The sequence below is a fragment of the Tenacibaculum sp. UWU-22 genome (genome assembly GCF_041021355.1).
Lineage (GTDB): Bacteria > Bacteroidota > Bacteroidia > Flavobacteriales > Flavobacteriaceae > Polaribacter.
The window spans coordinates 937973-952882 of the sequence record NZ_JBFNGP010000001.1 but is presented as its reverse complement, the minus strand read 5'-3'; the positions used below and the strand labels follow the sequence as shown (position 1 = coordinate 952882).

The following is a 14910-nucleotide window of genomic DNA, read 5'->3' as shown; positions in this document are numbered from 1 at the left end:
AAATGAAATATTTACTATATAGTTTCCTATTTATAATCATAGGATGTAAATCGAACGAAACCAAAACAACCAAAAAAGATTCTGTTACCGACAATAGAATTTTTATAAGTAAAGAACAATGGAAAAAAAATACTATGAAATTAATTTCTCTAGAAAAAAAGGATTTTCCATCAACAATTAAAGTGGTAGGAAAAATAGATGTACCACCTGCAAATAAAGTGGTTGTAACTGCAAAAATGGGCGGGTTTATAAAAAACATTCCGCTATTGGTAGGAGATAACGTTACCAAAGGTCAGCGTTTAGTAACGATAGAAAATCAAGAGTTTATAGCAATGCAACAACAATACATAGAAACCAAACAACAAGTTGCCTTTTTAAAATCAGAATTTGAGCGACAAAAAGCATTGTTTGATGAAAAAATAACATCAGAAAAAAATTACTTAAAAGCAAAAATAGATTTTGATGTAGCACAAACAACCCTTGTAAGTTTGCAAAAACAATTGCAAATAATTAATATTCCAACAAACACGTTAAACAGTAGCTCAATAACCTCTATAATAGGTGTTTATGCTCCTATTTCTGGAAATATTACTAAAATAAAAGCCGTTACAGGTTCTCATATTTCTCCTTCTGATGAAATTTTAGAAATCATAAACAATAGCCACTTACATTTAGAGCTTTCTGTTTTTGAAAAAGATGCCCTAAAATTAAAAATAGGACAAGAAATTACCTTTACCATTCCTGAACTATCATCAAAAAAATATAAAGCACAAATTCATTTAATAGGTAAAAGTATTAACGAAAATAGAACCGTAGATGTTCATGCTCATATTGAAAACGAAGAGCAACAACAGTTTTTAGCAGGTATGTTTATCGGCGCCACAATACAAACAAATACTAAAAAAGCAAACTGTTTGCCCGAAACAGCCGTTTCAGAAGTAGACGGAGAAAACTTTGCATTACAATTAAATGAAAAAACAAACGAAGGTTACTTTTTTAAAAAAGAAAAAGTAACTTTAGGAAATACTTTTGAACATTTTGTTGAAATAAAAGATTCTGTACCTAACAAAGAAAAACAGTTCTTAGAAAAAGGAGTGTTTAATTTATTAGCCGAATAAAGCAAAATAAATAAACGGTTTGTTTTTTCGTTTAAATACCCCCTAAACAAGGTTTTCTATACATAACAATAGTCTAAAAAAGACATGTTTGTAATAAAATTAGCGGTAATACTTTTAATTTAATTAAGAAATAGTAATTTTGGTACACTTATTGAAAAAGCAATACTGTCTTACTTTTTTTAATTGAAAAAACTTGAAAAAGTATTTAAAATTAAGTTTAATAAAATTACATATAATGAAAAAACTATTTGTTTTATTTGTATTAACAACATCAATTATTCAAGCTCAATATACAATTAAGGGAATCATGAACCCTCCCGAAAAAAACGATTGGGTAATTTTATATAAAATTGAAGGTGCTGTACAACGTTTTATTGGTAACACAAACACAAAACATGACACTATTGATGTTGACGGTAAAAAACAAATTGTTGGCAGTTTTGAATTTACACTTCCTGCCGATGCAAAAGCGGGTCAATATCGAGCAATGTATCGATTAAAAGGTAGTGGATTTGTTGACTTTTTATTTAACAAAGAAGATGTTGAATTTACTTTTAATCCTGATTTTCCTGTAAAATCAATTACCTATACCAAATCAAAAGAAAACAAGCTGTATAACGAATACGAACAAGCTTTAGCATTAACCCAAAAAAAGCTCGATTCTTTACAGTTAATTTACATAAAAGATTCTTCTATTGTAGCCGCTAAAAAAGAATATACGAAAGCTTATAAAAGCTTAGTCGATGCACAAAAAATTTATACCGATAAATCTAAAGGAATGCTTGTTAGCAATTTTGTAAAAGCTTCTAAACGCTATAATGCACCTGAAATTACAGCAAACCCACAAAAATATTTTAACTCGGTTGTTAGTAAATTTTTTGACAATATTGATTTTAACAATAGTGTACTATATAATTCTTCTTTTTTAATTGATAGAATAACCGACTATGTGTTTTTACTTAACTACTCTTCTGATTATCAATATCAACAAAAGTTATATAAAACTTCGGTTGATACTGTTATGAATAAAATTTCAGACGACACTTTTAAAAAAGAAACCCTAGAGTACTTAATTACACAATTTACGAAAATGCAAAATGCAGAAATTGTTGATATGCTTTTTAATAAATACTACCTTCGTTTACCCGTTAATTTACAAAAATCAGATTTTAGAAATAAAACGCTAAGTAAACTACAAGCGGCTATTGGCAGGGTAGCACCTGATTTTACATGGAAAGAGAACGGAAAAACCAAAAGCCTTTCAAGTTTAAAAGATGGTGAAAATTACCTATTAGTTTTTTGGAGCACGAGCTGCTCTCACTGTATAAAAGAAATTCCGGAGCTTTATAAGTTTATGAAAACGCAACCCAAAACAAAAGTGGTTGCTTATGCTCTTGAAAAAGATGAGTTTGGGTGGAACGAATTTATCAAAAACCTTCACGGGTGGCATCATGCAGTTGGCATAAATGCAAAAAATAAATGGGACAATAAATTGGTAACAGATACCTACCGCGTATATGCAACACCATCGTACTTTATATTAGATGCTAATAAAAAAATTGTTGCAAAACCGTACGAGCTAAAAGATATTAAAAAGTATTTTGAAGAAAATAAATCGGTTGATAAGCAAAAAAAATAAAAAAGCGGTTAACTTAAATTTATTCGTGTGAAACGACTGTTTATTTTGGTTTGTTTCTTAGCATTTTCTTTTGCTATGAACAGTCAACAAAAAACCATTACAGTTGGCGATTCAGTGCCTAATTTTAAATTATGGTTTGTTGATGGTACAACCCTAACCCAAAACGATATTAAAAATAAAGTTGTTGTTCTTAAATTTTGGTTTACCTCGTGTTTGCCCTGTGTTTCTGATATTTCAACTTTAAATAAACTAGTAAATGAACTAAAAAACAGAAATGACATTTTGTTTATAGCACCCGCTTTAGACAGAAAAGATGTCATAAAAAAGTTTTTATATAATCATAAATTCGATTTTAAAATTGCCTATTCTGCTATAGAGGCAAGTCTAATTTTTAATGCAAAACAAATATACCCCTCATATTATGTAATCGATAAAAATGGCAGGTTTGTGTACGTAGATAACCAATCTAAAAAATCGCACTTTAGCCCCTTAAAAGAAGCTATTTTAACCTCTTTAAAAGAGTAAATTTAGATTAAAAATGCAAAAAAGCATCTTCGATATGTTCAATTTTATAATTATCTATTTGCTTTATAATAGCAATAATATCAAACCGAACAGATACGTCTAACTTTTTTTCAACAACATACTTATCTACTGCGGTAAGCAATAATTTTATTTTCTTGTTGTTTACAAAATCTTGCGGATTTCCAAAATAATTAGTAGAACGGGTTTTTACTTCAATTACAGCCAAAATATCATCTTTTTTAGCAATAATATCAACCTCGGCTTTTAAATAACGATAGTTTTTTTCAACAATTACATATCCCTTTTTTTGTAGGTATGCTATTGCCAATTGTTCTCCTTTTTTACCTAAATCGTTATGCTGTGCCATATTTTTTAACCATTAACTACTAGGTAACTATTAAAAATAGTTTGAACTACAAAATTACTCTTGTTTAAAGGTAATTGTGGCTTCTTTATTATCTACTTTTAATTTAATTTTTCGCCCTAATATTAACGCTCTATTATCATCTTCATGACCTGCTGGGAAATGAAATACAACGGGAATATTTTTTGGAACAATTGCTAAAATAAGCTCTTCAATAGTGCTTCCCCAAGGCGTAGAATTTTTCTTAATTCTAGAAATATCACCCACAATAATCCCTTTTACGTTATCAAAATATCCAGCGCGTTTTAAGCTATATAACATTCGATCGATACTATATTTATATTCGCCTACATCTTCAATAAACAAAATTTTACTATCCGTAGAAATTTGACTTCTAGACCCTAACATAGAAGCTAAAAGAGCTATGTTACCTCCAACTAACTCTCCTTTGGCTTTTCCCATTCTATTATACTTCGACGACGGTATTGTATAGCACAAATTTTCGCCAAATAATGCTTTTTTAAAAGAAGCAATTGTTTCTACAATTTTTTCAGGTTCTGCCGCCATACTCGTTCCCATCATTGCATGTAGTGTTTCTACATGTAACGTATTCATGTGGCAGTGAAATGCGGTAATATCAGAATAACCAATTATCCACTTAGGGTGTTTTAAAAATTTTGAATAATCTAATTTATCTAAAATTCTAACCGAGCCATAACCTCCTCTACCTGCCCATATCGCTTTTATGTTTGGGTTGTCTAATGCCTCTTGAAAATCATGAGCTCGCTGCTCGTCAGTACCAGCAAAATGGTAATTTTGACTAAACAAATTTTTACCATACACCACATGTAAACCCCAACTTTCTGCCAATTCTTTAGCCTTGTCTATCACTGGTTTTTTGTTTTTTAAAATCCCTGCAGGAGCAACAATAGCAATAGTATCTCCTTTTTGTAAATACGGTGGCGTAATTAATTTCATCGGTTTTGTTTGAGCTTGCAAACATAATGTTGCTAATAAAAAAAAGAGTATGGTATACTTGAAAGTTTTTAAATTAAAAACTTGATTTTTAAATAAGTACATCTTAAAATATATTTTAGGTAAATGTATTTATTTTTACTGAGTTTAAAAAATTGCTTTTTTGTACTTTTGCCTTTCAAAAAGTATAAACGCAATGAGTACCACTAAAAAATATACAATTACGGCTGCATTACCCTATACCAATGGACCCATTCATATAGGGCATTTAGCTGGGGTTTATGTTCCTGCTGATATTTACGCTCGTTTTTTGCGTTTAACGGGTAACGATGTTGCTTATATTTGTGGAAGCGACGAGCATGGTGTTGCCATTTCTATGCGAGCAAAAAAAGAAGGGGTATCACCCGAAGATATTATTAATAAATACCACAATATTATTAAAAAATCATTTCAAGATTTTGGTATTTCGTTTGATAATTATTCGCGTACTTCTGCAAAAATTCATTACAAAACAGCTTCTGATTTTTTTCTAAAACTATATAACAATAACAAATTTATAGAACAGGTTAGTGAACAGTTATATGATGAAAAAGCGCATCAATTCTTAGCCGACCGTTTTGTAATAGGTACTTGCCCAAAATGTGGTTACGAAGAAAGTTATGGTGATCAGTGTGAAAATTGTGGCACAAGCCATAACGCTACTGATTTAATTAATCCTAAATCGGCAATTACAGGAAATAGCCCTACCTTAAAAAAAACAAAACATTGGTTTTTACCACTAGAAAATTACGAAGGTTTTTTAAAAGAATGGATTTTAAAAGGACATAAAAATGATTGGAAGCCAAATGTATATGGACAAGTAAAATCTTGGATTGATGATGGCTTACGACCTAGAGCTGTAACTCGTGATTTAGATTGGGGAATTCCTGTGCCACTGAAAGATGCTAAAGGCAAAGTACTTTACGTATGGTTTGATGCGCCTATAGGTTATATTTCATCGACCAAAGAATGGGCTGCTAGAGAAGGAAAAGATTGGGAACCGTATTGGAAAGATGAAAACACAAAATTAGTGCATTTTATAGGAAAAGATAATATTGTCTTTCACTGTATTATTTTTCCTAGTATGCTAAAAGCGTATGGCGATTTTATTTTGCCCGATAACGTACCTGCAAACGAATTTTTAAATTTAGAAGGAAAAAAATTATCAACCTCTAAAAATTGGGCTGTTTGGTTACACGAATATTTAGAAGAATTTCCAAACCAGCAAGATGTATTGCGTTATACCCTTACTGCTAACGCACCCGAAACAAAAGATAACGACTTTACTTGGAAAGATTTTCAGGCAAGAAATAATAATGAACTCGTTGCCATTTTTGGTAATTTTATAAATAGGGTTGTTGTTTTAACAAACAAATATTATGGTGGTTGTGTGCCCAAACCTCATGATTTTTCTCAAACAGATCAAGATGTTTTAAATCAACTAAAAGAATTTCCAGATATAATTGCAAAATCTATTAACCGCTATCGTTTTAGAGAAGCCTTACAAGAGCTTATGAATTTAGCACGTTTAGGCAATAAATATCTTGCCGATGAAGAGCCTTGGAAAGTTATTAAAGTTGATGAAGAGCGCGTAAAAACGATTATGTATGTTTCATTGCAAATTGCCACGGCATTATCTGTTTTATGCGAACCCTTTTTACCTTTTACAGCTACCAAATTAAAATCAAATTTAAATTTAGATAATCCGTTATCTTGGCTTGATGTATCAACAAAAAAAGTTTTGCTGCCTGTAAGCCATCAAATTAATAAAGCAGAGTTGTTATTTAGTAAAATAGAAGACAAAGCTATTGACGAGCAATTAGCTAAATTAGAAGCTACTAAATTGGCAAATAAAGAAGCGTTAAATGTATTAGAGCCTCAAAAAAAGACTATTGATTTTGAAGATTTTACAAAACTTGATATTCGCATAGGCACCATTTTAGAAGCTCAAAAAATAGCTAAAACCAAAAAACTTTTACAACTAAAAGTCGATGTGGGAATTGATGTTAGAACCATTGTTTCAGGAATTGCCGAAAGTTACACTCCTGAAGAAATAATTGGGCAACAAGTAACAGTATTATGCAATTTAGCTCCTAAAAAAATAAAAGGCGTAGAAAGCAAAGGAATGATTTTAATGGTTAACAATACCCAAGAAAGTTTAGCTTTTGTAGAGCCTCAAAAACAGGCAAAAAACGGCGAACAAGTTTGTTAACCCAAATCATATTATTTAAAGTTTTAAAAATTACTTACCTTGCGGTGAATCTGATTAAAATTCTTTTTTAAAACCATAAATTTTAAAAAAATAGTGTATTCATATGAAACTTAAAGTAGGTGTAATAGGCGGTGGTTCGTGGGGAACTACTGTTGCCTCTATAATTGCAAAAAATACCGATACCATTTTATGGGCGCGTAGTCTAAAAACCGCCATTGAAATTAACGAACACCATACGAACCAACAATACTTACCCAACACCAAATTAACCCGTTCTTTAAAAGCATCGAATTCAATTAAAGAAACGGTAGAAAATTCAGATGTTGTTGTTATGGGTATTCCCGCCCAAAACTTTAGAGAGGTATTAAAAGAAGTAAAACCCCATATTCGCCCTTGGATACCTATTGTAAGTTTAGCCAAAGGATTAGAAATGGGAACTAAAATGCGAATGACCGAAGTAATTGAGCAAGAATTACCTGGACATCCTGCAGGTGTTTTAACCGGTCCAAATTTAGCTAAAGAAATTCATTCCGGTAAAGCTGCTGCTGCTGTAATTGCTATGGTTGATGATACAATTGCCGAAAAGCTACAAACTATTTTTAGTTCGGGCTTGTTTAGGGTTTATACCAATACCGATGTTATTGGCTGTGAGCTAGGTGGCGCATTAAAAAATGTTATGGCAATAGCAACAGGTATGGGCGACGGCGCAAATGCAGGAGACAATACCCGTGCTGCATTAATTACTCGTGGTTTGGCAGAATTAACTCGATTAGGCGTTGCTATGGGCGGTAAACGTAGAACTTTTGCTGGGTTAGCTGGTATGGGCGATTTGGTTGCCACTTGCTCTAGTACAAAAAGTAGAAACCACTATGTAGGTTTTCAACTTGGAAAAGGAAGAAAATTAGACGACATTGTTGAAGAAATGGATGAAGTTGCCGAAGGCGTAAAAACAACCAAAGTTGTAGTAGAATTAGCCAAAGATTATGGTGTAGAAATGCCTATAACTGAAGAGGTTTATAAGGTTTTATACGAAGGAAATACCTTACAAGATGCTTTTAAAGGATTGCTTAGAATTGAAATTGGTTCTGAAAAAGAACCTGGATAAAAAGAGAAGCTGCTTGAAAAACATTTTTTTCAAACAGCTTCTTAAATACTTCTTCTCTTTACTTTTTTATTTTCCTTTATTTTCTTCTTCTATAAATCAAAACCTAAATAGAATTGCCAAACTCTATTTTTAGGGCTGTTTTCATCATAAATATCGCCAAAACCTAAATGATAACGAGCCCCAATACTAACTCCCGAATTTGTTTTAAATCCTGCACCAAGGTCAAGTCCCCAATCAAATTTTTGAGGGTTAAATTCTCTTGATGTGTCAAAAAGGTTAAAATTGCTATCATATTCTTCTTTATGAGAAACCACCAACCCAACTTGAGGGCCAACTTCTAAAAAGAAATTTTCACTAGGGTACATTTTAAAAACCAAAGGCATATTAATATAATCTAATTTTTGGGTATATGTACCTCCGTCATCATGCAATTGATAGCCTTGTTGTGAGTATAATAATTCTATTTGTAACGCAACACTTTCTGTAAAAAAAGACTCGCCATAAAACCCTGCATGAAATCCGTTTCTTTGGTCTGTTTCGGCATCTCCATCAAAACTTACGGCTGATAAATTATACCCTACTTTTACCCCTACATTCGATTTTTCTGTTTTAAGATTATCTGATTTAGACGTATTTTTTTCTTGAGCATAAAAACTAGAAATAATACTTAGAGATAGTAATACTGAAAGAAATATTGTTTTCATTTTTTTTTATTTATTTTAATTATTATTTACTATTTATTTTCCACCATTAGCCTTTAAATCGGCAATACAATTTGCATCTAAATTAGGGGCACTACCCATTCCTACTAAATTTGAAATATTAGCCCCCGATTCTGAAGCCCAATACATTAAACAATCTTTATTATTACAATGCTTTGGATGATCTGTATCTTCATGATTTTGGTGCATGGTTGTTCCTAGGTTAGTAAGGCCTAAAAGATGCCCAAATTCATGGTTAATAACTGTAGTTTCTAATACCGCCCTTTTAGGCTCAAAAGAACTATCACTAAAACCTTGTACCGTTTTTTCAAAAACTACAAAAGACGTACTCCAATACGCGGTACCTAATACCGCAGTATTATCGCTTTCTGAATCTTTATCAGATTTACCATCAGAAAAATAAACCCAAAGAGCAATTTGATTATCTGTGTTATAATATCTTCTTTGTTTTTTTTCTATTTCGGCTATCTCATTAATAGTATACACTGTTTTTCCTGGAGACGAAATAGCCCTCTTTTTAAGAATAATTCCTTCTGGTTTATAGGTTCTTTCTTTAATAAATGAAATGAAATTATCAACAGCTTCTTTAGATGGTTCAAAGCCATCAACATAAACCAATTCAACAACCATACTAGTATAGGTGTTATCTGATAACAAATCATTTGCTGCAGCCCCTGTTGTTTGTCTATTAGCAAAGTTGGTTGGGTTTTGGTTTATTATAATTTGTTGATCTTGAGTACATGACCCAAATAACACAACTAACAAAAAAGCTATTATGATTTTAATATGTTTCACGAGAATTTAAACTTAAGTTATACTTGTTTTAAACCACTTTAATTCTATTTACAAACAGCTGCCTTTTTACAACAGCTGTTTGTTTGCATCAAAGAGTGTTCCAAATTATATTATATCTGAGTTAAAACTAGCTTTGTTGCTGCATCTGTTTTACTTTGTAAATATATTGTATTTTTAGAATAACTGGTTATTTGCCAATTGTTATTTAATAATTCAAATTTAGCATTTCCAGAAAAAGTTAAGTTAACAAACACTTCATATTCTGAGGTTACTGCAAACACACCCTTAACATCATCAATTGTAGTATCTACTGTGTTTTTTGCTGTAATTGTTAAATCATTAGCAAAATCTACCGTATAGTTAGCAAAATCGTTCGCCGTTTCTACCCCTGCTTTAACAAATGATTTTACTTTAAAAGTTCCCTCTACCAAAATGTTTGTTACTTCGTTCGCATTTTCTTCTGCTTGATCTTTTGTGTCTTCATCTTCTGTACACTGCGCTATTTGTTCTTGTAAATCTGCATCACTCGTAATTTCTATTTTAGAAGCACTTTCTCCGTTTGCTGTAGCACTTATTGGGTATTTAACAGCAAATAATTGATCGTTACCAAAATTAGTAATGTAAGCATATAAATCTTCTTTTGATTTAATCGAAACACTACCCGTTTGTTGTTGACTTAAGTCAAAGGTTAAAATAGTGATTGGAAAATCGATATTAAAACAGCTTACAGCGTCATCTGCTTCTGATTCACCTTTTTCACAAGCCTCAACCAAAGTGTCATATTCAGCTTGATTAGCAACCTTAACTTCTGTATAATCACTTAATTTAACGGTAAGCGGAAAGTGAAGTTGAATCGTGTCATCATCATCTGTATATTTTGCTAAAACATCTAAAACAGCTTGGTAATCAGCTTTAGTAATTATGTTAATATCTGTTCCATTAACTGTTGCTGTTACGGGTAATAAAATAGATGAACAAGAAATTCCGTCTAAAAAGTCATCAAAACTACCATCATACATTGATGTGCGTTTTAAATTTTCAGCAGTTTCTGAATTTTTTGAATTTGGATTTTGTCCATTTTCAATATTCTCTTCTTTTTGACAAGAAGTTAGGGTTAATAACGAAACAACTAAAATTGTAGTTATAAGTTTTAAAGTTTTCATAATTTTCATTTTTAAATTATAATCTGTTATTTTTTATAAGCGGTTTTTTTCGCCTTTCTGCATATAAGACTCTCACGATTAAGTTTACCCTACAAAAAAAAACAACTTTTTTTAAAATTTTAATTACCTTACTCATTTACAGTGGTTTAAAAATAATATTTTTTATTCTATTTTTGTTGCATAGTTATATATTCAAAAATTTATGAATAAACTTTGTGAAGAATCTTATTTTAATTCTTTTTATTTAGAGCACATACAGTCTGCCAGTAATTTTGCTTTTTATAAATGTGGTAATCAAGAAGCATCATTAGATTATGTACAAGAGGCTTTTAAAAAAATATGGGAAAACTGTGCTAAAATAGATTATAAAAAAGCAAAAACATATTTATTTACTACCATCACAAATTTGTTTTTAAATACCATTCGTCATGAAAAGGTTATTTTAAGTTACGCTAAAGAATCTCCTTATATTGATAAAACAAATTTAGACCCAGAATATTTATTAGAAGAAGAAGAATTTAAACAAAAATTATTATTTGTTATTAAAGATTTAACTCCCGAACAACGCGAGGTTTTTTTATTAAATAGAATAGAAGACAAAAAATATAGAGAAATTGCCGAAATACTTAATGTTTCGCAAAAAACAGTAGAAAAACGAATGTCAGCAGCATTAAAAATTTTACGCGAAAAAATAACAGAAATAAAAATTTAATTTTTTTTGTAGGGTAAACACCTTATAAAGTGTCTAATAAATAACAGAGGAATTTTGTAATGAATAAAGAACACGACATATTAAAATGGTTTGAAGGAGAGCTATCTTTGTCAGAGATAAAAAAACGATATCCGACAGAAGATTTTTCTACTTTAGAAAAACTACATTTTTATTCTAAACAAATAAATGTTCCTAAAATTAATGCCGAACAAGCACTAGAAAACTTTAAAAAACAGTCTTTAAAAAAGCAACCTACAAAAGTTATTTCGTTACGCTACAAAGCTATTTTAAAAGTTGCTGCAGTAGTGGCTATTTTATTAACCTCAGCATATTGGTTATTTTTTAACAATACCCAATCATATACCACGCATATAGCACAAAACCAAACGCTTACCCTGCCTGATAATTCTGAAGTTATTTTAAATGCCGAGTCAGAGTTAACCTATAACAAAAAGAAGTGGAATAAAAGTCGAAATTTAAACCTTGCTGGAGAGGCCTTTTTTAAGGTTACTAAAGGGAAAAAATTTACGGTACATACCCCTGCAGGAAATATTCAAGTTTTAGGAACACAATTTAATGTAAAACAACGAAATAATTATTTTGAAGTACAGTGTTATAAAGGTCGTGTTCAAGTTACCTATAAAGACCAAAAAGAGGTGTTAACTCCTGGTAAATTATTTAGAATGATAAATAATAAAGACGGAGTTGTTACCAGCTTTAAAGCAAAAAATCCGTCGTGGTTGTTTAACGAATCGAGTTTCAACAACGTGCCCTTATGGCAAGTTATAAACGAACTTGAAATTCAATACGATATTAAAATTGATGCCTCTAAAGTAGATACCGAACAGTTGTTTTCAGGAGCATTTACCCATGCAAATAAAAATATGGCGTTAGAATCGGTAACCATTCCTTTAAAGTTAAGTTATAAAATAAAAGGAAAAAGCGTAACGTTTTACAACTATGGCTCGAACTAATTATTTTTTATTGATTAGCCTATTGTGTTATTGTTATTCTTTTGGTTTTCAATCTAAAGATAAAACGCCCTTAACCCAAGTTATAACAGAGCTTGAAGCAAAATTTGAAGTTAAATTTTCTTATGCCGTAGAAGATGTAAAAAATGTATGGGTAAACTCTATAGACCAATCTGCATCTCTTAAACAAATTATAGCAACTTTAAACAACACAACCGCCTTACAATTTACATTTCTTAATAGTCGCTACATTACCATTTCTACCCTAAACAAAACAATTACTATTTGTGGTGTTTTAATTGATTATAAAAATAAAGAGCCTTTAGTAAATGCTTCAATTGTAATAGCCAATTCAATACAAGGCACGGTTACCGATAATCAAGGTAAATTTAAACTATCAAATGTGCCCGCAAACAAACGGGTAACCATTTCGTTTTTAGGATACAAGCCTGAACAATTTAAAGCTCGTTATTTTAAAGCTCGTGAAGGCTTATGTAAAACGGTAGAAATGACCGAACAAACCGAAGAACTTAATACAATTTTAATAACAAAATATTTAACTACTGGCTTACAAAAACGAATTGATGGAAGTACAACATTAAATACTGAAGAGTTTGGTATTTTACCGGGGCTTACCCAGCCTGATATATTACAATCTATACAAGCATTACCCGGTATTGAAAGTGTTAACGAAAGTGTTGCCAACATTAATGTAAGAGGCGGAACAAATGATCAAAATTTAATGCTTTGGGATGGAATTAAAATGTACCATTCTGGTCATTTTTTTGGTTTAATTTCTGCATACAACCCTTATTTAACAGACAAAGTTATTGTAACTAAAAATGGTACATCTAGTGAGTTTAGTGATGGCGTTTCAAGTACGATTAACATGAGCACCAAAAATAAAATAAACAAAAAAATTTCAGGAGGCGCTGTTGCCAATTTAATTTCTGCCAATGGTTTTTTAGAAATTCCTTTAAATAAAAAGCTTGCATTACATATTTCTGGAAGACGTTCTTTTACCGATTTGTTTGATACCCCAACATATAACCGTTACTTCGAGCGCAGTTTTCAAGATAGCGAACTTACCTCTGACAATAAAGATATTACCGAAAGTATTAAATCATCAAAATTTTTGTTTTACGATTACACTGCCAAATTACTTTATAACCTAAATAAAAATCATAAATTCAGAGCTACTGTAATTGGTATAAATAATCATCTAGAATACACCCAAACAAAACAAAATAAAGAAGGTATTACAGAATCTAAAACAAACAATTTACAACAAAAAAACCTTGGTTTAGGTGCCAATTGGAATGCTGTTTGGAATAAAAAATTAACAACCTCGGTAAACACTTTTTATTCGCATTATACAGTAGATGCTACTAATTATAAAATTGAAACCGATCAAGAACTTAAACAAGGTAATGAAGTATTAGAAACGGGTATTAAATTAACCGCAAAATATAAAGTTAACCCAACTATAAATCTTTTAAATGGGTACGAATTTAATGAAACAGGTATCTTAAATAAAACTATTGTTAACTCGCCATCGTATGAAAAAAGAAAAAAAGATGTACTGTTAAATCACGCCATTTTTAGCGAAATCGAGTACCATAAATTCAATACTTATATACGGTTAGGTGTTCGTGGTAATTATTTTCAAAAGTTTAATACTTTTATTATTGAACCTCGTTTATCGTTTAGACAAAAAATATCTAATCAATTTTCAGTAAATATACAAGGCGAATTTAAAAACCAATCGGCTAATCAAAAGATTGATTTTGAAAACAACTTTTTAGGTGTTGAAAACAGACGTTGGGTTTTGGCAAATAACAAAGACATTCCCATTTCTAAAAGCAAACAAATTTCTTTCGGTGTAGCATACAATCAAAATAATTGGCTAATAACCGTAACTCCTTTTTACAAATTAGTTAATGGTATAACAACCTCTAATCAAGGGTTTTACAACAACTTTCAATATACCGCAGCCATTGGAGATTATACGGCTAAAGGAACGGAATTATTACTAAATAAAACAGCAACCAATTATAGTGGTTGGTTAAGTTATACCTACAGCACTAACAATTATACCTTTAAAAGCTTTACTCCTTCTATATTTCCAAACAATGTAGATATACGACATTCGGTCTCTTTAGCCTTTAATTATAATATTGCCGATAATGTAAAAGTTTCTTTTGGCGGTATTTGGCGATCTGGGCAACCGTATACTCGACCTGTTAAAGGCAACGAAACTGTAAAAGACGGCACCACCATCAAAGTAAATTACGACACCCCAAACAATGAACGTTTAGCTAACTTTATTCGTTTAGACACCTCTTTAAATTATAATTTTAACGTTACAAAATCTGTTAAAGGAATGGTTAGAGCGGGAGTGTTAAATGTTTTAAATAAAAGAAACACAATTAATCGATATTATAAAGTAAACTCAGAAGATACTAATACTACTGTTCAAATAGACAATAAATCACTTGGCTTAACCCCAAACCTAAGTGTAAGAATAAAGTTTTAAAATCAATTAATTAAAATATTAACTTAAATTTATT

General features: G+C 30.9%; 13 protein-coding genes. 8 read left to right on the top strand and 5 right to left on the bottom strand.

Annotation, left to right across the window (positions count from 1 at the left end):
- The first annotated feature begins 2 nt into the window (after nucleotides 1–2).
- The 3 genes from AB2B44_RS04250 (at nucleotide 3) to AB2B44_RS04240 (ending at nucleotide 3282) form a co-directional block, all read left to right on the top strand.
- Nucleotides 3–1118 (top strand): efflux RND transporter periplasmic adaptor subunit, encoded by a 1116-nt coding sequence (locus AB2B44_RS04250; protein ID WP_369048302.1) that lies wholly within the window; start codon nucleotides 3–5, stop codon nucleotides 1116–1118.
- A gap of 235 nt (nucleotides 1119–1353) precedes the next feature.
- Nucleotides 1354–2757, top strand: coding sequence for a TlpA family protein disulfide reductase (locus tag AB2B44_RS04245; protein WP_369048301.1), 1404 nt, complete (start codon nucleotides 1354–1356; stop codon nucleotides 2755–2757).
- A 27-nt stretch (nucleotides 2758–2784) separates the two neighbouring features.
- A complete protein-coding gene (locus AB2B44_RS04240) occupies nucleotides 2785–3282 on the top strand; it encodes a TlpA family protein disulfide reductase (protein ID WP_369048300.1) in 498 nt (165 codons plus the stop codon).
- A gap of 7 nt (nucleotides 3283–3289) precedes the next feature.
- Here AB2B44_RS04240 and AB2B44_RS04235 read toward each other — a convergent pair whose 3' ends face one another.
- Entirely contained in the window at nucleotides 3290–3649 is a 360-nt protein-coding gene (locus tag AB2B44_RS04235; protein ID WP_369048299.1) for a YraN family protein, read from the bottom strand.
- 54 nt (nucleotides 3650–3703) lie between these two features.
- Nucleotides 3704–4624: an LD-carboxypeptidase gene (locus tag AB2B44_RS04230; RefSeq protein ID WP_369048298.1), complete on the bottom strand. Its 921-nt coding sequence runs from the start codon at nucleotides 4622–4624 to the stop codon at nucleotides 3704–3706.
- A gap of 193 nt (nucleotides 4625–4817) precedes the next feature.
- Between AB2B44_RS04230 and metG the strand changes: the two genes are divergently transcribed.
- Both metG and AB2B44_RS04220 read left to right on the top strand, forming a co-directional pair.
- Nucleotides 4818–6872, top strand: coding sequence for a methionine--tRNA ligase (gene metG, locus AB2B44_RS04225; RefSeq protein WP_369048297.1), 2055 nt, complete (start codon nucleotides 4818–4820; stop codon nucleotides 6870–6872).
- A 103-nt stretch (nucleotides 6873–6975) separates the two neighbouring features.
- On the top strand, nucleotides 6976–7977 hold the full coding sequence (locus AB2B44_RS04220; protein ID WP_369048296.1) for an NAD(P)H-dependent glycerol-3-phosphate dehydrogenase: 1002 nt from the start codon (nucleotides 6976–6978) through the stop codon (nucleotides 7975–7977).
- Nucleotides 7978–8066: 89 nt separating this feature from the next.
- Here AB2B44_RS04220 and AB2B44_RS04215 read toward each other — a convergent pair whose 3' ends face one another.
- The 3 genes from AB2B44_RS04215 to AB2B44_RS04205 form a co-directional block, all read right to left on the bottom strand.
- Nucleotides 8067–8681: a porin family protein gene (locus tag AB2B44_RS04215; protein ID WP_369048295.1), complete on the bottom strand. Its 615-nt coding sequence runs from the start codon at nucleotides 8679–8681 to the stop codon at nucleotides 8067–8069.
- A 33-nt stretch (nucleotides 8682–8714) separates the two neighbouring features.
- Nucleotides 8715–9494 carry a membrane metalloprotease gene (locus AB2B44_RS04210; protein ID WP_369048294.1) on the bottom strand — a complete coding sequence of 260 codons (780 nt, stop codon included), beginning with the start codon at nucleotides 9492–9494 and terminating at the stop codon, nucleotides 8715–8717.
- Between the two features lie 110 nt (nucleotides 9495–9604).
- Nucleotides 9605–10657, bottom strand: a complete 1053-nt coding sequence (locus tag AB2B44_RS04205) for a hypothetical protein (RefSeq protein WP_369048293.1) — start codon at nucleotides 10655–10657, stop codon at nucleotides 9605–9607.
- 202 nt (nucleotides 10658–10859) lie between these two features.
- On the opposite strand from AB2B44_RS04205, the gene AB2B44_RS04200 reads away from it, so the two are divergent.
- The 3 genes from AB2B44_RS04200 to AB2B44_RS04190 are packed head-to-tail and all read left to right on the top strand — an operon-like array spanning nucleotide 10860 to nucleotide 14876.
- Nucleotides 10860–11369, top strand: coding sequence for an RNA polymerase sigma factor (locus AB2B44_RS04200; RefSeq protein WP_369048292.1), 510 nt, complete (start codon nucleotides 10860–10862; stop codon nucleotides 11367–11369).
- Nucleotides 11370–11428: 59 nt separating this feature from the next.
- The gene (locus AB2B44_RS04195; RefSeq protein ID WP_369048291.1) at nucleotides 11429–12343 is read left to right on the top strand and encodes a FecR family protein; all 915 of its coding nucleotides are present in this window, start codon (nucleotides 11429–11431) and stop codon (nucleotides 12341–12343) included.
- On the top strand, nucleotides 12330–14876 hold the full coding sequence (locus AB2B44_RS04190; RefSeq protein ID WP_369048290.1) for a carboxypeptidase-like regulatory domain-containing protein: 2547 nt from the start codon (nucleotides 12330–12332) through the stop codon (nucleotides 14874–14876). The genes AB2B44_RS04195 and AB2B44_RS04190 overlap by 14 nt, the downstream gene beginning before the upstream one ends.
- The last annotated feature ends 34 nt before the right edge of the window (nucleotides 14877–14910 follow it).